Origin of the sequence: Streptomyces sp. TSRI0107, from assembly GCF_001905845.1 — a bacterium.
GTDB lineage: Bacteria > Actinomycetota > Actinomycetes > Streptomycetales > Streptomycetaceae > Streptomyces.
In genome coordinates this window covers 726822-745017 of sequence record NZ_LIVZ01000001.1, presented here as the reverse complement: position 1 = coordinate 745017, position 18196 = coordinate 726822, and the positions used below count along the sequence as shown (strand labels likewise).

Here is an 18196-nt window from a genome sequence, read left to right as displayed (position 1 = left end):
GACCATGGCGGGACCCGTCCTGGAAATGCGCTCGATCGTCAAGACCTTTCCCGGCGTCAAGGCGCTGTCGGACGTCACCCTGACCGTCCGGCAGGGCGAGGTCCACGCCATCTGCGGGGAGAACGGCGCCGGCAAGTCCACCCTGATGAAGGTGCTCTCCGGCGTCCATCCGCACGGCAGCTACGAGGGCGAGATCCTCTTCGAGGGAGAGGTCTGCCGGTTCAAGGACATCCGGGCCAGCGAGCAGCACGGCATCGTGATCATCCACCAGGAGCTGGCCCTGGTGCCGTTCCTGTCCATCGCGGAGAACATCTTCCTCGGCAACGAGCACGCCGCCCGCGGGTTCATCAACTGGAACGAGACCCTGCGGCACGCCACCGAACTGCTGCGCCGGGTCGGTCTCACCGACCACCCGGAGACCCGCGTCGCCGACATCGGCGTGGGCAAGCAGCAGCTCGTGGAGATCGCGAAGGCGCTGTCCAAGAAGGTGAAGCTGCTCATCCTGGACGAGCCGACCGCGGCGCTGAACGACGAGGACAGCGACAAGTTGCTCGACCTGATCCTGGAGTTGAAGAACCAGGGCATCACCTCGATCATCATCTCCCACAAACTGAACGAGATCCGTAAGGTCGCCGACTCGGTGACGATCATCCGGGACGGCCGGTCCATCGAGACGCTGGACGTGCGGTCGGCGGAGACCACCGAGGACCGGATCATCAGCGGCATGGTCGGCCGCGACCTCGACCACCGCTTCCCGGAGCGCACCCCGCACCAGCCGGAAGCCGGCGCGGCCCCCGCGCTGGAGATCCGCAACTGGACCGTGACCCACCCGATCGACCAGCAGCGCAAGGTGGTCGACGACGTGACGATCAACGTCCGGCGCGGGGAGATCGTCGGCATCGCCGGCCTGATGGGTGCCGGCCGCACCGAGCTGGCGATGAGCGTCTTCGGCCGGACCTACGGCCGCTACGCGGGCGGCACGGTCCTCAAGGACGGCCGGGAGATCCGTACGAAGACGGTCGCCCAGGCGGTCGAGAACGGCATCGCGTACGTCACCGAGGACCGCAAGCACTACGGCCTGAACCTGATCGACACCATCAACCGGAACATCTCGCTGACCGCCCTCGGCAAGGTCGCGAAGCGGGGTGTCGTCGACGAGCACGAGGAACGGCAGGTCGCCGAGCGCTTCCGGAAGTCCATGAACATCAAGGCCCCCACGGTGTTCGAGCCGGTGGGCAAGCTGTCCGGCGGCAACCAGCAGAAGGTCGTGCTCAGCAAGTGGATCTTCGCCGGCCCGGACGTGCTGATCCTGGACGAGCCGACGCGCGGCATCGACGTCGGCGCCAAGTACGAGATCTACACGGTCATCGACAAGCTGGCCGCCGAAGGCAAGGCGGTCGTCTTCATCTCCTCCGAGCTGCCGGAGCTGCTCGGCATGTGCGACCGCATCTACACCATGGCCGCCGGGCGGCTGACGGGTGAGTTCTCACGGGCCGAGGCCTCGCAGGAATCGCTGATGCGCCAGATGACGAAGGACAAAGAGGTATCCCGATGAGCACGGATGTGACCGCCAAGAGCCCGGCCCCGGCGCCGCCGGGCGGCACCGGATCGGCCCCGGGCTCGGGCCTGCTCCAGCTGGTGCTGGACGGCCTGCGACGCAACATGCGCCAGTACGGCATGCTGCTCGCCCTCGGCCTGATCGTGGCGCTGTTCGCGGTGTGGACCGACGGCGACCTGCTGCTGCCGCGCAACGTCTCCAACCTGGTGCTGCAGAACAGCTACATCCTGATCCTCGCGATCGGCATGATGCTGGTGATCATCGCGGGCCACATCGACCTGTCGGTCGGCTCGCTGACGGCGTTCGTCGGCGCGTTCGCGGCCGTGCTGACCGTCCAGCACGACATCTCCTGGCCGGTCGCCGTCGTCCTGTGCCTGCTGGCCGGCGCGGTCGCGGGCGCGGCACAGGGCTTCTTCATCGCGTATCTCGGCATACCGTCGTTCATCGTCACCCTCGCCGGCATGCTGGTCTTCCGGGGCGTCACCGAGATCCTGCTGGAGGGCCAGACCCTCGGCCCGTTCCCCGACGGCCTGCAGAAGATGGGCAACGGCTTCCTGCCCGAGGCCGGGCCGGAGACCAACTACCACAACATCACCCTGCTGCTGGGCTTCGTCCTGATCGCCTTCGTCGTCCTCCAGGAGCTCCGGGACCGGAGGCGCCAGCGGGAGTTCTCGCTCGACGTGGTGCCGTTCAACCTGTTCCTGCTCAAGCTCGTCGCCATCGCCGCCGCGCTGCTCACGGTCACCCTGCTGCTCGCCAGCTACAAGGGCGCGCCGATCATCCTGCTCGTCCTGGGCGCGCTGGTCGTCGGCTACGGCTATGTGATGCGGAACTCGATCTTCGGCCGGCACATCTACGCGATCGGCGGCAACCTGCCGGCGGCCAAGCTGTCCGGCGTGAAGGACAAGAAGGTCACCTTCCTGGTCTTCCTGAACATGGGCGTGCTCGCGGCCCTGGCCGGTCTGGCGATCGCCGCCCGGCTCAACGCGGCGTCCCCGAAGGCGGGCCTGAACTACGAACTCGAGGCGATCGCCTCGGCGTTCATCGGCGGCGCGTCCATGAGCGGCGGTGTCGGCACCGTCCTCGGCGCGATCATCGGCGGCCTCGTCCTCGGCGTGCTCAACAACGGCATGAACCTCCTCAGCGTCGGCACCGACTGGCAGCAGGTCATCAAGGGACTCGCCCTGCTCGCCGCGGTCGGCTTCGACGTGTGGAACAAGCGCAAGTCCGGTTCGTAAGTCAGCCGGGGCCCCGCCGGAAGGCGGGGCCCCCTCCTTATCCGGGAGCCGCACATGCACAACATGGACATGAGCAGACGCACCGTCATCGCCGGGGCGGCCGCCGCCGGCGTCACCGCCGCGCTGAGCGGCACCGCCCACGCCACGGGAGGCAGGAAGCCGGTGAAGGAACTCTTCGGCAAGCTCGCGGACGGCACCAAGGTGTACCGCTGGTCACTGGAGAACGGCGGCACGCGCCTGAAGGTCCTCTCCTACGGCGGGATCGTGCAGTCCCTGGAGCTGCCCGACCGGCGCGGCCGGTACGCCAACGTGTCCCTCGGCTTCGACGACATCGAGGACTACGTCGCCTCCAGCCCCTACTTCGGCGCGCTCATCGGCCGCTACGGCAACCGCATCGCCAAGGGCCGCTTCACCCTGGACGGCAAGGCGTACCAGCTCTCCGTCAACGACGGCGAGAACAGCCTGCACGGCGGCGCGCAGGGCTTCGACAAGCGGGTGTGGGACGTCGAGCCGTTCACCCGGGGCTCCGACGTCGGCCTGCACCTGTACTACACCAGCGTCGACGGCGAGATGGGCTACCCCGGCACCCTGAAGTCCAAGGTGACGTACACGCTCACCCGCAGCGGCGACTGGCGCATCGACTACGAGGCCACCACGGACCGGCCGACCGTCTGCAACCTCACCAGCCACGTCTACTTCAACCTCGCCGGCGAGGGCAGCGGCTCGGTCAACGACCACGAGCTGAAGATCGCCGCGTCCCGGTACACGCCGGTCGACGCGGGCCTGATCCCCACCGGTGAACTCGCCCCGGTCGCTGGCACCCCCTTCGACTTCCGGCGCCCCAAGACCATCGGCGAGGACATCCGGGTCGCCCACCAGCAGCTGCTGTACGGCCAGGGCATCGACCACAACTGGGTCCTCGACAAGGGCATCACGCGACAGCCCGAGCACATCGCGACCCTGCGCGACCCCGCGTCCGGCCGCACCATGAAGATCGCGACGACCGAGCCGGGCCTGCAGTTCTACTCCGGCAACTTCCTCGACGGCACCCTCGTCGGCAGCGGCGGCGCGATCTACCGTCAGGGCGACGCGCTCTGCCTGGAGACCCAGCACTTCCCGGACTCCCCGAACCAGCCGTCGTTCCCGTCGACGACCCTGCGCCCGGGACAGACCTACCGCTCGACGACGGTGCACTCGTTCAGCGCGTGAACGCAGGCGTCGCTCACAGGAGTTGAACGCCGCCCCAGGCGCCTCCGTATGTAAGGGCGGCCCGTGCTCCCCCGCGCGGGCCACCCACAGACGGAGGTTCCCTTGGCTGACAACGTCACCTCGCTGTTCCGCGGTGGTGCCGCGCACAGCCCGTCGATGGCGGCGCTGACGCGGCACGGCGGTGGCGACGGAGCCGGCCCGGTGGACTTCTGCATCCCCTGCAACCCGTACTTCCCCACCCCCGCGATGTTCGAGGACATGGCGGCAAAGCTCCGGGACATCATCACGTACTACCCGAGCGGCGCCGACACCATCACCGCCGAACTGTGCGACCTGCTCCGGCTTCCGCCGCAGTGCGTGGCCATGGGCAACGGCTCCACCGAGCTGATCACCTGGATCGACCACCTCCTGGTCCGGGAGTCCCTGGCCGTCCCCGTCCCCACGTTCGGCCGCTGGACCGACCAGCCCATGGAGACCGGCAAGCGGGTCGACATGTTCCCGCTCCAGGAGTCCAGCGGCTTCGCCCTCGACCTCGCGCAGTACGCCGAGTTCATCCGCGCCCGCGGCACCCGGGTCGCCGTCCTGTGCAACCCGAACAACCCGGACGGCGGCTACCTCCACAAGCACTCGGTCGTGCAGTTCCTCGACGCTATGGCCGACCGGGACCTGGTCGTCGTCGACGAGTCCTTCCTGGAGTTCTGCGACGCCGAGGCCGAGCCCAGCGTCGTCCAGGAGGCGATGATCCGCCCCAACGTCATCGTCCTGCGCAGCCTCGGCAAGAACTTCGGCCTGCACGGCATCCGCTTCGGCTACCTGGTCGCCAACCCGGCGCTCGCGGGCAAGGTCCGCTCCATGCTCCCGAAGTGGAACCTGAACTCCTTCGCGGAGCACGTCGTCTTCATGCTGAAGGAGCACGGCCAGGAATACGCGCAGAGCCTCCAGCAGGTGCGCCGGGACCGCCTGGAGATGGCGAGCGCGCTGTCGGCCCTGCCCGGCCTGACCGTCTACCCCTCCCAGGGGAACTTCCTCTTCGTCCGCCTCCCCGTCGGCGCCGAGGGCACGGTGGTCCGGGACCGGCTGCTCACCGAGCACCGGATCCTGGTCCGCGAGTGCGGCAACAAGATCGGTTCGTCCAGTCGCTTCCTGCGGCTCGTGGTGCGCCCCCAGGTCGACGTGCGTCGCCTGGTGTCCGGCCTGGAACAGGTGCTCTACGGGACCAGGAGGGGAGCCGCCGTGCCCGAGCTCGGCACCGGGACCAGCTACAGCTCGGGCACGGCGGCGGTTGACCGACTGGTGGGAGCGACCAACGGCGCGGGGATGCAGCTCCCCGCGGGCCTCACCTCAGGACCGTCCACGGTTCCTTCCCCGGGGCTTCCCGCCGGGCTGACCGCAGGAGTGGGGGCCGGTGCGGCCATGTCCGGAGCGGGCATGTCCGGCGCAGCCCTGTCCGGAGCGGGCATGTCCGGAGCGGGCATGTCCGGAGCGGGCATGTCCGGAGCGGGCATGTCCGGAGCGGGCGCGACCGGCGGACCCGCCGGGGTGTCGATGCCCGCTCCCCAGCCGATGCCCGCGCCTCAACCGATACCCGCACCCCAGCCGATACCCGCTCCCCAGCCGATGCCCGTGCCGCAGCCGGCCCCTCAGCCCGCCCCCGAGCCGGTGCCCGTACCGGCCCCGGCGGCGGCGGCGGCGGTCGGCACCACCCCGCCCGGCGTCCCCGCCCGCGGCGGCCTCACCGCCGCACAGGTGCGCGGCACCGACGGCCTGACCCCGGCCCCGGCGACGGGCTGGCCGAACGCCAACGGGTGGCCGAACGCGGTCTGAGCGACGCTCAGCGCTCGCCGGGATGCAGCTCCGCCATCCGGTGGCAGTGCTCGCGTGCCTCCCCGATGCCGTCCCCGTCCGGGAGAAGGTTCCCGGCGGCGACCAGGGCCGCCCAGTAGGCGGCCGGGTCGCCGTCGTCCCTGACCCGCCGCCGGTCGGAGGCGAGCAGCAGATACGCCCGGGCCAGTTCGCCCGTACGGCAGAGCCGCCACAGACTGGCTCCGAGTCCGCTCGGGATGCCCTTCCCGTACGCCCTGACCGCCGCGCCCAGCAGATCCCTGATCCGCCGCTGGTGCGCATCGAGCTCCCGGTCGACGACGAAGACGAACGCGGCGTCCAGGAGCACGGCGACGTCCTCCTCCTCACCGGCCCCGAACTCCTCGAACAGCGACGCGACCGCCGGCTCCCCCAGCCGCCGCTCGGCCTCGGCGTGCGCGATCCCGAGGGCCAGGCAGGTGGCGAGTGCGGCGGCGCGCGGATCGCCGGTGCGCCGGGCGAGGTCCGTACACACGTCGACCTCGCGCCGGCCCGCGCGCAGGGCGTCCCGCGCCTCGTCGGTCGCTGCCTCCAGGCCGGTCCGCCCCACGCGTCTCGCTCCCCTCTTCGCAGCCGCACCGGATTCGGCCGCCACTACCGGCAGCCATTGTTCAGCCACGTCCACTGCCGTGCGCCACCAGGGCGAGCAGCGAAGGCCGGCGCGGCCGGCAGGGTCAGTAGGCGACGGGCCATCCGCTGCTCCAGTTCAGGAGGTTGACGCCGAGCTTGGGTGTGCCGTTGTCGTTGCCGTCGTAGTAGTGGTAGACGATCAGGTCGCCGTCGACGTCCTTCATGATCGACTGCCCGCCGGGTCCGATGACGCTGCCGTGCGACTCCAGCACCGGCGTCCCTCCGTTGTTCGTCATCGAGACACCGTTCTTGTCGTAGTACGGCCCGGTGACGGAGGTGGCGCGCCCGACCTTCACCTTGTAGGTGGAGCTGGTGCCGGCACAGCAAGTGTCGTAGGAGGCGAAAAGGTAGTAGTACCCGTTGCGCTTGACGATGAAGGGCGCCTCGACGGCCTTCGTCCCGGTGGGCCTGGAGGCGAGCGAGTACCGGGTGGTGTTGCCGGCGAGCTGCTTCCCGGTGGCCGGATTGATCTGGATCATCTTGATCCCGGTCCACCAGCTCCCGAAGGACAGCCACCACTTGCCGTCGTCGTCCACGAAGAGGTTCGGGTCGATGGCGTTGTAGTCGCCGGCGGAGTTCGAGGTGTAGACGATGCCGTAGTCGGTCCAGCTGCCCGGTCGGCCGGTGGTGGACCCGGCGAGTCCGATCGCGGAGGTGTTCGACCCGAACTTCGAGACGGAGTAGTACATCAGGTACTTGCCGCCGTGGTACGAGATGTCCGGCGCCCAGGCTTCCGGCACGGAGGAGTAGTTCGACCACCAGCCCGGGCGGGACGAGAACGCGTCGGCGCCCGCGCTGAAGGCGACGCGGTTGCTCGACGTCTTGCCGGCGATGCCGCCGCCGGTCGCGTAGAGCAGGTACTGCCCCGACGAGGTGCGGATCATCGTCGGGTCGTGCACGACGGTGGACCCGGTGACGGTCCCCGGGTTGGGGTACGCCGACGCGGTGGAGGGGATCAGGGCGAGGAGGGCGGCGGCAGGGAGGGCGAGGAGGGGGGTGCGGGTGCGGGCGCGTTTGGGGGTGCGGGTGCGGGTGCGCGTGTGAGTGCGGGTGCGGCTCATGTGGGGGACGCTCCTTGTTCCGTATCTCGAACAGCGATCGCCAATGCGAACGGGAACGTAGAATCGAACCCCTTGCGCGTCAACGGTCCGCGCAGACATCCGTCTGTCATGCGCGGAACAATCGAAGCCAACCCGGCAGATCGACCTCCGCCCGCACGGTCTTCCCGGGCGCCGGCGCCCGGTCCACCACCTCCCACCGATCAGCCAACGCGTCGACGATCACCAGCCCCCGCCCCGCCTCGCTCAGGCCATGCGGCGGCCGTACGTCACCAGGGCCGGGCGGGCATGGCGTGGTGCGCGTGTCGGCGACCTCGATCCGGACACTCCCGGGAACGAGAGCCAGCCGCAGCTCGAAGTCCCGCCCCGGCACCCGGCCATGGGTCACGGCGTTCGCCGCCAGCTCGGCGACGATGGCCGCGACCGCGTCGGAGGCGTCGGCGCCGTACGGGACACCCCAGGCGGCGAGTTGGCTCTGAGCGAGACGCCGCGCCAGGCGGGCGCCTCGCGGGGTGGCGCTCAGACGCTGACTGAACATACGTACGGTAATCGGTCGGCGGGGAGCCGAGGGTGCGCTCATGGGGCCAATGTGGCGCGCCGCAAGGGGGGTTCACCAGGTCAAGCGCGCGTACTCTCGCGCAGCGTACGCGATCACGATCTGGACAGTACCGGTGACTGCGCGTGAGCATGTGCGCGGGAGGTGACCTATGGTGGTCGAGGGTGCGGCGGGGATGAACTGCGAGCCCGAGTCGTCGGACAGCATGCGGACGTTCGGGGCGATGGTCCAGGCCCTGCGGGAACACGCCGGGTTGACCAGGGAGCAGCTTGGCAAATGTGTCGGCTACTCGAAACACACCGTGGCTTCGGTCGAGTTGGGCCGCCGCATGCCGGATCCCGCGTTCGTGGAGAAGGCGGAGGAGGCGACGGGGAACACGGGGGCGGTAAGGAGCGCGGCGGCACATCTGGCTCGGCAGCCGGGGTTGGCGGCGTGGTTCAGGCGGTGGGCGCGGTTGGAGACGACTGCGATCACGCTGTACACGTACGAATGCCGCATGGTTCCGGGGCTGCTGCAAACGGAAGCGTACGCACGTCAGTTGTTCGTGGACGAGCTGCCGCCCCTGCGCGACGAACAGATCGATGCCCAGTGGGCGGCTCGCGCCGAGCGGCAGCAATTGTTACGGCAACGGCCGAACACGACGTTCAGCTTCATCGTCGAGGAGCACGTGTTCCTACGGCATACAGGCGGCACAAGTGTGACCCGGGCGCTCATCGATCACCTGCTGGAGGGCGCGGCGCCAAGGAACGTCGAAGTCCAGATCATGCCGTTGGAACAGCCGTCTCATGCGGGACTGCATGGACCTCTCCAACTGCTGGAGACGCCCGACAACAGGTGGTTCGCGTACCTCGAAGGACAGCAGAGCGGTCAGCTCGTCACCGACCGGAAAGTGGTCAGCGTGCTGCAAGCAAGGTATGCCAGGATGCGGGCACAGGCTCTCTCCCCCTCAGACTCCGTGAGCCTGCTGCACCGCATGCGAGGAGACCTATGAGCACCAGTGAGCTGGCCTGGTTCAAGTCGAGCTACAGCAGCAGCGGCTCCGGCGACTGCGTCGAAGTCGCCCTCACCCCCGCCACCGTCCACGTACGCGACTCCAAGGACAAGACAGGCCCCCGCCTTGTCCTCTCCCCCACCGCCTGGGGCGACTTCCTCAGCCACACCCGCCTGGGCGGGGATACGCCGTAGCGACCAGCCTGGGCGCCCTGCGGGCCGGGTCCAGCCGGAGGACATGAACAGCCTTGTTGGACGCGCGGCCTTGGGCGTCGAGGCAGATCCGGCCGCTGGCGGCGTCCAACCGCAGGCTGAGGAACCCGGCGGTGACGGCACCGGTGCCGGGCACCTTGCCGGGATCGGCCATCCGCTGGACCGTCCGGGCCGCGGTCAGCGTCGAGTCGTACGCGGAGATGGCCTCGCCGTCGGTGAGGTCGACCGTGCCCAGCTCCGGCCGCAGGCGTTTGAGGACGTCCTTCAGTTCCTCCATGCCGTCCCCTTCCGTCTCGGGGTGGGCCCCGGCGGTGTACTCGACGGTGATGCCGGTCCTGTCCAGGGCGTCCCAGTCCAGCTCGGGGTCCTCGTGGAGGGCGGAGGCTTCGGAGCCGCTGATGACGGTGAATGTGCGAGACCAGCACGGCCGTCGCGCCAGCGCGTGAACGAAGTGACGCAAGTCCGCCGGGGCGCCGGCGAAGAGTACGTTCTCGACGGCGGCGGGCAGCGCGCACAGGTTCGCGGTGATGATCCGGAACTGCCGTTCCGTGACGTCCGCACCTCCGGCCGAGCTGTAGGGGGCCGTGTCGTGCAGGGCGTCTCCCAGCTGCTCACGGAAGGCGTCACGCAGGTCCTCCACATACCCCCGCTTGCGCGTGTCCTTGTCCTGGACGAGGACGCTGCGCCGCTCCGTGGCCACGTCCTTGTCCGCCGAGACCAGGGCGGAGACCTGATCCTCGGCGCTGGGCATGATCCACGCGACGCTGCCGTTGTCCAGCCCGTAGTTGCCCGGCGAGTTCGGCGTAAAGGAGCCGGCGACCGCGGGGATTCCCTCGTCGGTGACGTCCTTGACGATGTCACCAATGAGCGCCCGGTTCATGTCAAGTCCGACGACCCCGCGCAGGTTGTGCTCCTCCGACCGTGCCATGTCCACCAGCTGGTCGGCCATGCGCGACGGCTCGCCCGGATGGGCGAGCACGAGCCGGACGTACGGCAGAACGTGCGCGTCGTTGCTCAGGCGCTGCGCCGCGTAAGCGCCCTGGACCTGGTGCAGGATTCGTTTCTTGGCGGCGGCGTCGGCGGCGGTCAGCGGGGCGAGCAGCGCGATCGTGACGAACGGCTCGTCGTCGGGGACGCGGAGGTTGGCAAGCGCGATACGCCGGGAGACGCCGTTGAGTTCCGGCATGAAGGAGTGGATTCCGTCGGAAACACCCACGCATTCGCCCTCCACCTCCTTCAGCGCGCTCCCGCCGCCGCACGGATCGTCGGAGCCGCCGCCCAGCAACGCGCTCGGCGCGGCGACGAAGGGAAGGCTCACGACGGCCGCCATGACGAGCAGCGGGTGCAGCAGCCTGGCGAGGCGAGGGAAGACCGGGAGACGTACCGGAGGGGCCTCCTCCTCAGCCGGTACGCCCTCCTCGACGGACGGCGGCTCCTCCCACCGATTGCGCACGAGCGCGATCGCGTGGCCCGCGTTGCGGGCGCGCTGCTGCGGCGCGGGGATGCCCCTGCGGGCGGCGAGGCGGTCGCGGACCTCGGTGAAGAGGACGTCCATGGGCATCGGGTCGGGTCCGCCGGGCACGCCCTCCTCGATGACGCGCAGCAGCTCGCCGGTGAACGCGGTGTACTTCTCGCCCGGCGGCGCCATGGCCGGCTTGGTCTCGGCGGAGGACGTCATCACATAGGTGCCCTCGGCCATGGTGCGGTTGGCGATGCCAGTCGCTGCGCCCATGTAGCCGGTCAGCGCGCTGCCGCTGTAGCAGCAGTCCAGGATGACGACACGGGCGAGGGCCCGGCCCGTCTGCACGATCAGATCGCGTACGTCGTCGTAGGCCACGCCCCGGTACAGCCGGTCGGCATCGGTGTGCGGCAGGGCGAGACGGAGGCCGGCGTCCGCGGTGAGCAGGCCGTGTCCGGCGAAGTACACCAGCAGGGCGTCTTCAGCCTCTGTGGCGGCGGTGTGGACGGCGTCGAGGACCGCGTCCTTGCTGGTCGGGTTGGACAGCACGGTGAGGTGTGCCGGGGGTAGGCCCCAGACGTCCTCGGCGGTGAGGAGGGCGGCCAGCCGCTCGATGTTGTTGGCGACGGCGGGCAGATCCTCGAGGCTCTGGTACGTGTCCACGCCGATGATCACGGCACGGGAGGCCGAGGGGTCGGACAGGGGCATCAGTCGGTGCCTGGTCCGTCGGCGGGCGGTTCCTCGTCCCCTTCGCGCGCTTCCCGTTCCTCCAAGGAGGACAGCTCGGCCACGATCCGGCGAACCGTCTCCTCAGAGGCGTCATGCACAGTGAGGGAGCCGCCGTTCACGTGGATGGTAAGAGGCGGCGCGGAGTGGCGTGTCCTACGCCAGGCGGCGTACGCCAGCGCCAGGTTGAGGGCCGTGAGGCCCTGACCCACAACCAGCTCGATGACGTCGACGGCACCCATGGTCCCGCTGCCGGGCGCACTCGGCGCCAGCCCGACGGCCGCGTGCCGGTGAACGTCCGGGTCTCGACGCAGCCAGCGATATAGATCGATCAGCGCGGCTCCCTGCCCCGACTCCGCGCCAGCGACCGCGATCCGAACCTCCACAGGCGCCTCCCCCTTGCCCGGCCGATCTGCCGGCCTGCCGGCCTGCCGGTGCGACACGGTCCCAGTGTGGTCTCCATGCCCCGGAGGCACCACCGACTCCGCGAGTTTCCCTGTGCCGCAGGGGCGGCGTCTTCGGCACCGCCTGCTGATGAAGTGGCCGTGGGGCCGCCCGCTTCTTGGTCAGTGTCGCGCTTCCGCGCCCCGAGTAAAGGGCGCTTCACTCCGCTGCGCTGCGTTCCGCGTCGGCTCCGCCGATGGGCCTGCGGCCCACCCTTGACTCGGGCCGCTCCAGCACGGGTGAGAAGCGAGCGGACGGCCCGGAAAGACGGTGGCCCCCTGCCGGTCTCCGGCACCGTGGGCCGGCCGGTTGACCGGCGAACGAGGGGCGCGTCAGCGCCGCGGGGGCACGCCGGGGGCGGCTTAGCGGCTATCGGTGGGTGGGCTTCCCTGATGGGGGGAGGTTGGATGCTTTGGGCCAGTGGATGGGCGGGGATTGCGGGAGAGATCCTTGATGGGCACCGCGCCGAGGACGCCCAAAGCTTCCAAAGGCCTCGTCCTGAGCACCCGCCCCGTGCCCCCCCCCAACCGGCCATCAGCCGCTGAGCCCACCCGGCGTGCCGGCGAGGCGCTGACGCGCACCCCCAGCCCCCACCCACCGGTGGCCGCTCAGCCCACCCGGCGTGCCCCTGCGGCGCTGACGCGCCCCCGACCCCGGCCCGCATCCCAGCCAACACGTACGGTATCTCCCTGGGCCCCCGTCTTTCCGGGCCGCCCGCTCGCTTCTCACCCGGGCTGGAGCGGCCCGAGTCAAGGGTGGGCCGCAGGCCCATCGGCGGAGCCGACGCGGAGCCGTAGGCGTAGCGCCCTTTACTCGGGGCGCGGAAGCACGACACTGACCAAGAAGCGGGCGGCCCCAACAGCCACTTCGCAGCAGGCGGTGACGATTACGCCGCCCCCGCCGCCCGCAGTGCCTCCGCTGTCTCCGGGTGCCGGCCCTGGAGGGCCCAGGCCAGCGGGGTGAGGCCGGTGCCGGCGTCCTCGCGGAGGTTGGGGTCGGCGCCGTGGGCGAGGAGTTCGCGGACCGTGTCCGTGTGGCCCCAGCAGGCGGCTCCGCACAGGGGTGTGCCCTCGCTGCCGTGGCCGCTCTCCGCGTCGGGGGCGGCACCGGCGGCCAGGAGGGTGCGGACGATGTCGGTGGCGCCGTGGACGGACGCCGCGTAGAGCGGGGTGGTGCCCTCGGCGTTAGGGGTTCGCGGGTCCGCGCCCGCGCGCAGGAGGGTCTTCACGTCGGTGTGGTCGCCCAGGAAGGCGGCCGTCACCAGGCGTGCCGTCAGCTTCTTCTGTCGCCGTCTGTTCATCGCCGCCGAGGGTAGCTTCGGGGCGTGCTCACGCGCCGACCGTTTTCCGCTCCGGCGTTCGTCGCGACGATGACCCCGCCGACGGTACGCCGATCCGCGTGACGACCTTCCAGTCCACGGTGCCGAACCGCCAGTGCGCCGCCCCGAGTCACCCGCGTTCACTGCCGCAACCGCGGTCTCAAGTGAAACGTCTCCCCTCTATAGGGTCTCAGAGGCACACACGGCAGCCGGGGTACCGGGCTGTGCGAGGTACACGGGGGACGACACACGTGGGTTACACGATTCCGGGCTGGCTCGACGATGTCCTGGACTTCATCGGGATCAACTTCCCTAACGTGGACGAGGACGACTACCGCGAGATGGCCACGGCCATGCGGGACTTCGCGGAGAAGTTCGAGGGCCACGGCGGCGACGCGCACAAGGCGTTCACCCGGATCCTGTCCTCCTCCGAGGGCTGGGCCGTCGACGCGATGGAGAAGCACTGGGCGCAGGTGAAGTCCGGTCACCTGGAGAAACTCCCGGAGCTGGCCAGGCTGTTCGCGGACGCCTGTGACGCACTCGCCGACATCATCTACGGGATGAAGACCAAGGCCGAGATCGAGCTGGGCGTCATGGCGGCCTCGGTCGGCATCTCCGCCGGGCTCGCCGTGGTCACCGGCGGCCTGTCCGCGCTGATCGGCGCGGCCGAGGTCGCGGCGATGCGGCAGGTGGTCAAGCGGATCATCGACGAGGCCGTGGAGCGGATCGTCGACGAGGTGATCGCCAAGCTCACCGAGCCGGTGAACGCCAAGCTGGAGGCGATGGTCGAGGACATGGTGCTCGACCTGGCCGAGGGCGCGTTCTCCCCGCCGCCCGCGGACGGCAGCGGCGGCGACGGCGGCCACGGTGGGCACGGGGGCAAGGGCGGGATGCAGCTGGCCTCGGCCGGTGGCGGGGGCGGCGGGGGCGGAGGCGGCGGCCCGCAGAAGCGGACCCACATCGACCACTTCGAGTTCACGGACGGCGCCGGGAAGGTGTCGGGGCACGGCGGCGAACTGCGCACGGCCGCCTCCACGCACCTGGGCAAGGCCCGGAGCGCGTTCGGCCGGAGCAAGGGCCGGGACCCGTTCACCGAGGCCTTCGACAGCGTGCTGCACGGCGCGCTCAAGGGCACGGACAAGGCTCTGGCCAAGGTGACCAAGCACATCACGGAGACCGTTCCGGACCGGGTCAAGGCCACCTCGCGGCTGCACAAGGGCAACGACAAGGGCGTCGGCGACCAGGCCAAGGGCGTCGACGTCGGAAAGCACGGGGACGGCAAGGGCGGGGACGGGACGTCCGGCTCGGGCACCCGCCCCAAGGTCGACGCGGACGCCAAGAACGACCCGGACCTTCTCCAGCGTTCCAAGGACGCCCGTGCCCTGGCGGACAAGGAGACGTGCGGCGACCCCATCGACATGGCCACCGGCCAGATGGTGATGGCGCAGACCGACGTGGACCTGCCCGGCATCCTGCCGCTGAGGCTGCGCCGCACCCACCTGACCGGCTACGCGCACGGCATCGCCTTCGGCCCGTCGTGGGCCTCCACGCTCGACGAGCGACTGGAGAAGGACCGGGACGCGCACGGCGTGTGGTGGCGCCGCGAGGACGGCTCCAGCCTGTACTACCCGCGCACCCCGGACATCGTCGGCGACCGGGTCGACCCGGTGGCGGGCGAACGCCTGCCGCTGACGTACGTCTCCCAGGGCAGCTCGTACGTGCTGGTGGTGCAGGACCCGCACACCGGCCTGACCCGTTCCTTCGAACCCGCCGAGACCACCGAGGGCGTCTGGTGGCTGAGCCGGATCGAGGACCGCAACCGCAACCACATCACCCTCGAACGCGACACGGACGACGTCCTGTCGGAGATCGCCCACTCCGGCGGCTACCGGCTGACGCCGACCTGCGCGGCCGGCACCGGCCGGGTGACCGCCGTGCAAGCCGTCACCGAGGACGGCCCACTGCGCCTGCGCGCCTACCGGTACGACGACGGCGGCGACCTGCGGGAGGTCGTCAACGCCGTCGGCGCGGCGACCCGCTTCACCTACGACGGCGCGCACCGCGTCACCGGCTGGCACGACAGCAACGACACGGACTTCGCCTACGTCTACGACGACGGCGGCCGGGTGATCGCCACCCGAGGCAGCGGCGGCATCCTCGACTCGCGCATCGCCTACGCGGGTCCCGACGCCGACGGCACCACCACCGCCACCTACACCGACTCCCTGGGCCACGCCACCGTCTACCGTGCCAACCCGCGGGGCCAGATCGTCTCCATCACCGACCCGCTCGGCAACACGACCACCCAGACCTGGGACCACCGCGACCGCCTGCTCAGCCGCACCGACCCGCTCGGCCACACCGTGGTCCACCGCTACGACGACGCGGGCCGCCTCGTGGCGGTGGTGCGCCCCGACGGCGCCGAGACCACCGCGGAGTACGGAGCGTTCTCGGAACCCCTGAGCGTCCGCACCCCGGACGGCAACATCACCCGGCACGCCTACGACAACCGCGCCAACCGCACATCCCTCACCACGCCGGCGGGCCACACCACCCGGTTCGGCTACGACGAGGCGGGCCGACTCACCTCGGTCACCGACCCGCTCGGCAACGTCACCACGATCCGCTGCAACGCGGCCGGTCTGCCGCAGGAGATCACGGACCCGCTCGGCGCGGTCGCCCGTCAGACCCACGACGCCCTCGGCCGCCCCGTCACCCGCACCGATCCCACGGGCGCCACCACCCATCTGGAGTGGACCCCGGAGAACCGACTGGCCCGGCGTACCCTGCCCGACGGCACCCAGGAGTCCTGGACCTACGACGGCGAGGGCAACTGCACCACCCACGTCGATCCGCTCGGCGGCGAGACCCGCTTCGAGTACACCCACTTCGACCTGCTCACCGCCCGCACCACCCCCGACGGCGTCCGCTACGAGTTCGCCCACGACACCGAGCTGCGCCTGACCCAGGTCACCGATCCGCAGGGGCTGACCTGGAGTTACCGCCGGGATCCGGCGGGCCGCCTGCTCGCGGAGACCGACTTCGACGACCGCACCCTCGGCTATCGGCACGACGCCGCGGGCCGCCTGGTGGCCCGCACGAACGCCCTGGGCGAGACCACCACCTTTGAGCGCAACGCGCTGGGTCAGATCCTCCGCAAGGACGCCGCCGGCCAGGTCACCGCCTACACCTACGACAGGAACGGCCGGCTGGCCGAGGCGACCGGCCCCGACGGCACCCGTCTGGCCATCACCCGCGACCAGTACGGACTCGTCCGGTCGGAGTCCGTCGACGGCCGGGTACTCACCTACGCCCACGACGAGCTGGGACGCCGAAACGGACGTACGACACCCACCGGCGCGACGACCACATGGTCGTACGACGCGGCGGGCCGCCGCACCGGCCTGGTGGCCTCCGGCCGCTCCGTCGACATCGCGTACGACGCCGCGGGCCGCGAACTCACCCGGCACTTCGGCGACTTCCTCACCCTTCAGCACACCTACGACCCGCTGGGCCGGCTCGCCACCCAGTCGACGACGGGCGCGGACGGCCGCACCCTTCAGCGCCGCGCCTACACCTATCGCGCCGACGGCCATCTGACGTCCGCCGACGACCATCTGGACGGTCTTCGCCGGTACGAACTCGACGTGGCCGGCCGCGTCACCGCCGTCCGCGCCGAGAACTGGACCGAGACCTACGCTTACGACACCGCCGGCAACCAGACGCATGCCTCCTGGCCGGCCGCGCACCCCGGCCAGGAGGCCACCGGCGACCGCGCCTACACCGGCACCCGCATCACACGCGCCGGGAACGTCCGCTACGAGCACGACGCGCTGGGCCGGGTCACCCTGCGCCAGAAGACCCGGCTGTCCCGCAAGCCGGACACCTGGCGCTACGAATGGGACGCCGAGGACCGGCTCACCCGGGTGACCACGCCGGACGGCATCGTCTGGCGCTACACCTACGACCCGCTGGGCCGCCGTACCGCGAAGCTCCGCCTCGGGGCCGACGGCGAGACGGTCGTCGAGCGCGTCGACTTCACCTGGGACGGCACGACCCTGTGCGAACAGACCACGTGGGCCGCCGACCTGCCGAACCCGGTCACGCTCACCTGGGACCACCAGGGTCTTCACCCGATCGCGCAAACCGAGCGCGTCACGGCCGCCGACGCCCCGCAGGAGGAGATCGACTCCCGCTTCTTCGCGATCGTCACCGACCTCATCGGCTCCCCCCGCGAACTCGTCGACGAGAACGGCGACATCGCCTGGCGCACCCGCACCACTCTCTGGGGCGCCACCACCTGGAACACCGACGCCACCGCCTACACCCCGCTCCGCTTCCCCGGCCAGTACAGTGACCCCGAGACCGGTCTCCACTACAACTACTTCCGCCATTACGACCCGGAGACCGCCCGTTACCTCACCGCCGACCCCCTGGGGCTGGCGCCCGCGCCCAACCCGACGGCGTACGTGCACAACCCGCACACGTGGATGGACCCGCTGGGACTGGCGCGCTGCGAAGAGGACGCGATCACCGTCTACCGCAAGCAGACCGATCACCCGCTCAGCCAGCGCATCCACATCGGCGAGAACGGCGAGGTGACGATCACGGGGAACGGGAAGCTCTATCTGAACATGAGCGACGACATCAGGCACACCACCGAATTCCGCGGCGACGGCGGCCAGATCGTCTCCTTCGACGTTCCCAGGGAATACCGCGACTCGATCCGGGAATCGGCTCTGCCGCAGAACAAGGACGACCATCCGGACGGCGAGGCCTTCACCCGTCAGGAATGGAAGGAACTGCTCAAGGAATATCCGGAGATCTCCGATCCGACCAAGGGCCCGGACCTCTACGGAATTCCGGCAAAGCTCCTCGACGGGCTGCGGGACAAGGTCCTCCCCAACTCGGGGCGCGTGGTGCAGGAAGGGTAGGAT

At 70.3% G+C, this 18196-nt stretch carries 13 protein-coding genes; 7 read left to right on the top strand and 6 right to left on the bottom strand.

Features of this window, described 5'->3' with window-relative positions; translation table 11 throughout:
• Positions 1-4: 4 nt before the first annotated feature.
• The 4 genes from mmsA (at position 5) to AMK31_RS03245 (ending at position 5829) form a co-directional block, all read left to right on the top strand.
• The gene (mmsA, locus tag AMK31_RS03260) at positions 5-1555 is read left to right on the top strand and encodes a multiple monosaccharide ABC transporter ATP-binding protein (protein ID WP_073938976.1); all 1551 of its coding nucleotides are present in this window, start codon (positions 5-7) and stop codon (positions 1553-1555) included.
• Entirely contained in the window at positions 1552-2796 is a 1245-nt protein-coding gene (gene mmsB / locus AMK31_RS03255; RefSeq protein ID WP_073938759.1) for a multiple monosaccharide ABC transporter permease, read from the top strand. Before mmsA ends, mmsB begins: the two co-directional genes overlap by 4 nt.
• A 63-nt stretch (positions 2797-2859) precedes the next feature.
• The gene (locus AMK31_RS03250) at positions 2860-4005 is read left to right on the top strand and encodes an aldose epimerase family protein (RefSeq protein WP_073938975.1); all 1146 of its coding nucleotides are present in this window, start codon (positions 2860-2862) and stop codon (positions 4003-4005) included.
• 102 nt (positions 4006-4107) lie between these two features.
• Positions 4108-5829 carry a pyridoxal phosphate-dependent aminotransferase gene (locus tag AMK31_RS03245; RefSeq protein ID WP_073938758.1) on the top strand — a complete coding sequence of 574 codons (1722 nt, stop codon included), beginning with the start codon at positions 4108-4110 and terminating at the stop codon, positions 5827-5829.
• Positions 5830-5836: 7 nt separating this feature from the next.
• On the opposite strand, the gene AMK31_RS03240 is transcribed toward AMK31_RS03245, so the two are convergent.
• From AMK31_RS03240 to AMK31_RS03230, 3 genes are all read right to left on the bottom strand, one after another.
• Positions 5837-6415, bottom strand: coding sequence for a hypothetical protein (locus AMK31_RS03240; RefSeq protein WP_073938757.1), 579 nt, complete (start codon positions 6413-6415; stop codon positions 5837-5839).
• A 124-nt stretch (positions 6416-6539) separates the two neighbouring features.
• On the bottom strand, positions 6540-7556 hold the full coding sequence (locus AMK31_RS03235; protein WP_073938756.1) for an arabinan endo-1,5-alpha-L-arabinosidase: 1017 nt from the start codon (positions 7554-7556) through the stop codon (positions 6540-6542).
• Positions 7557-7662: 106 nt separating this feature from the next.
• Positions 7663-8133, bottom strand: a complete 471-nt coding sequence (locus AMK31_RS03230) for an ATP-binding protein (RefSeq protein WP_073938755.1) — start codon at positions 8131-8133, stop codon at positions 7663-7665.
• 127 nt (positions 8134-8260) lie between these two features.
• Between AMK31_RS03230 and AMK31_RS03225 the strand changes: the two genes are divergently transcribed.
• Positions 8261-9100: a helix-turn-helix domain-containing protein gene (locus AMK31_RS03225; RefSeq protein ID WP_073938754.1), complete on the top strand. Its 840-nt coding sequence runs from the start codon at positions 8261-8263 to the stop codon at positions 9098-9100.
• A complete protein-coding gene (locus AMK31_RS03220) occupies positions 9097-9294 on the top strand; it encodes a DUF397 domain-containing protein (RefSeq protein ID WP_073938753.1) in 198 nt (65 codons plus the stop codon). The genes AMK31_RS03225 and AMK31_RS03220 overlap by 4 nt, the downstream gene beginning before the upstream one ends.
• On the opposite strand, the gene AMK31_RS03215 is transcribed toward AMK31_RS03220, so the two are convergent.
• From AMK31_RS03215 to AMK31_RS03205, 3 genes are all read right to left on the bottom strand, one after another.
• On the bottom strand, positions 9260-11479 hold the full coding sequence (locus AMK31_RS03215) for a caspase family protein (RefSeq protein ID WP_073938752.1): 2220 nt from the start codon (positions 11477-11479) through the stop codon (positions 9260-9262). The two genes, AMK31_RS03220 and AMK31_RS03215, sit on opposite strands and share 35 nt — an antisense overlap.
• Positions 11479-11940: an effector-associated constant component EACC1 gene (locus AMK31_RS03210; RefSeq protein WP_198948407.1), complete on the bottom strand. Its 462-nt coding sequence runs from the start codon at positions 11938-11940 to the stop codon at positions 11479-11481. Before AMK31_RS03210 ends, AMK31_RS03215 begins: the two co-directional genes overlap by 1 nt.
• An 887-nt stretch (positions 11941-12827) precedes the next feature.
• Positions 12828-13241, bottom strand: a complete 414-nt coding sequence (locus AMK31_RS03205; RefSeq protein ID WP_073938750.1) for an ankyrin repeat domain-containing protein — start codon at positions 13239-13241, stop codon at positions 12828-12830.
• 269 nt (positions 13242-13510) lie between these two features.
• Between AMK31_RS03205 and AMK31_RS03200 the strand changes: the two genes are divergently transcribed.
• On the top strand, positions 13511-18193 hold the full coding sequence (locus tag AMK31_RS03200) for a DUF6531 domain-containing protein (protein WP_073938749.1): 4683 nt from the start codon (positions 13511-13513) through the stop codon (positions 18191-18193).
• The last annotated feature ends 3 nt before the right edge of the window (positions 18194-18196 follow it).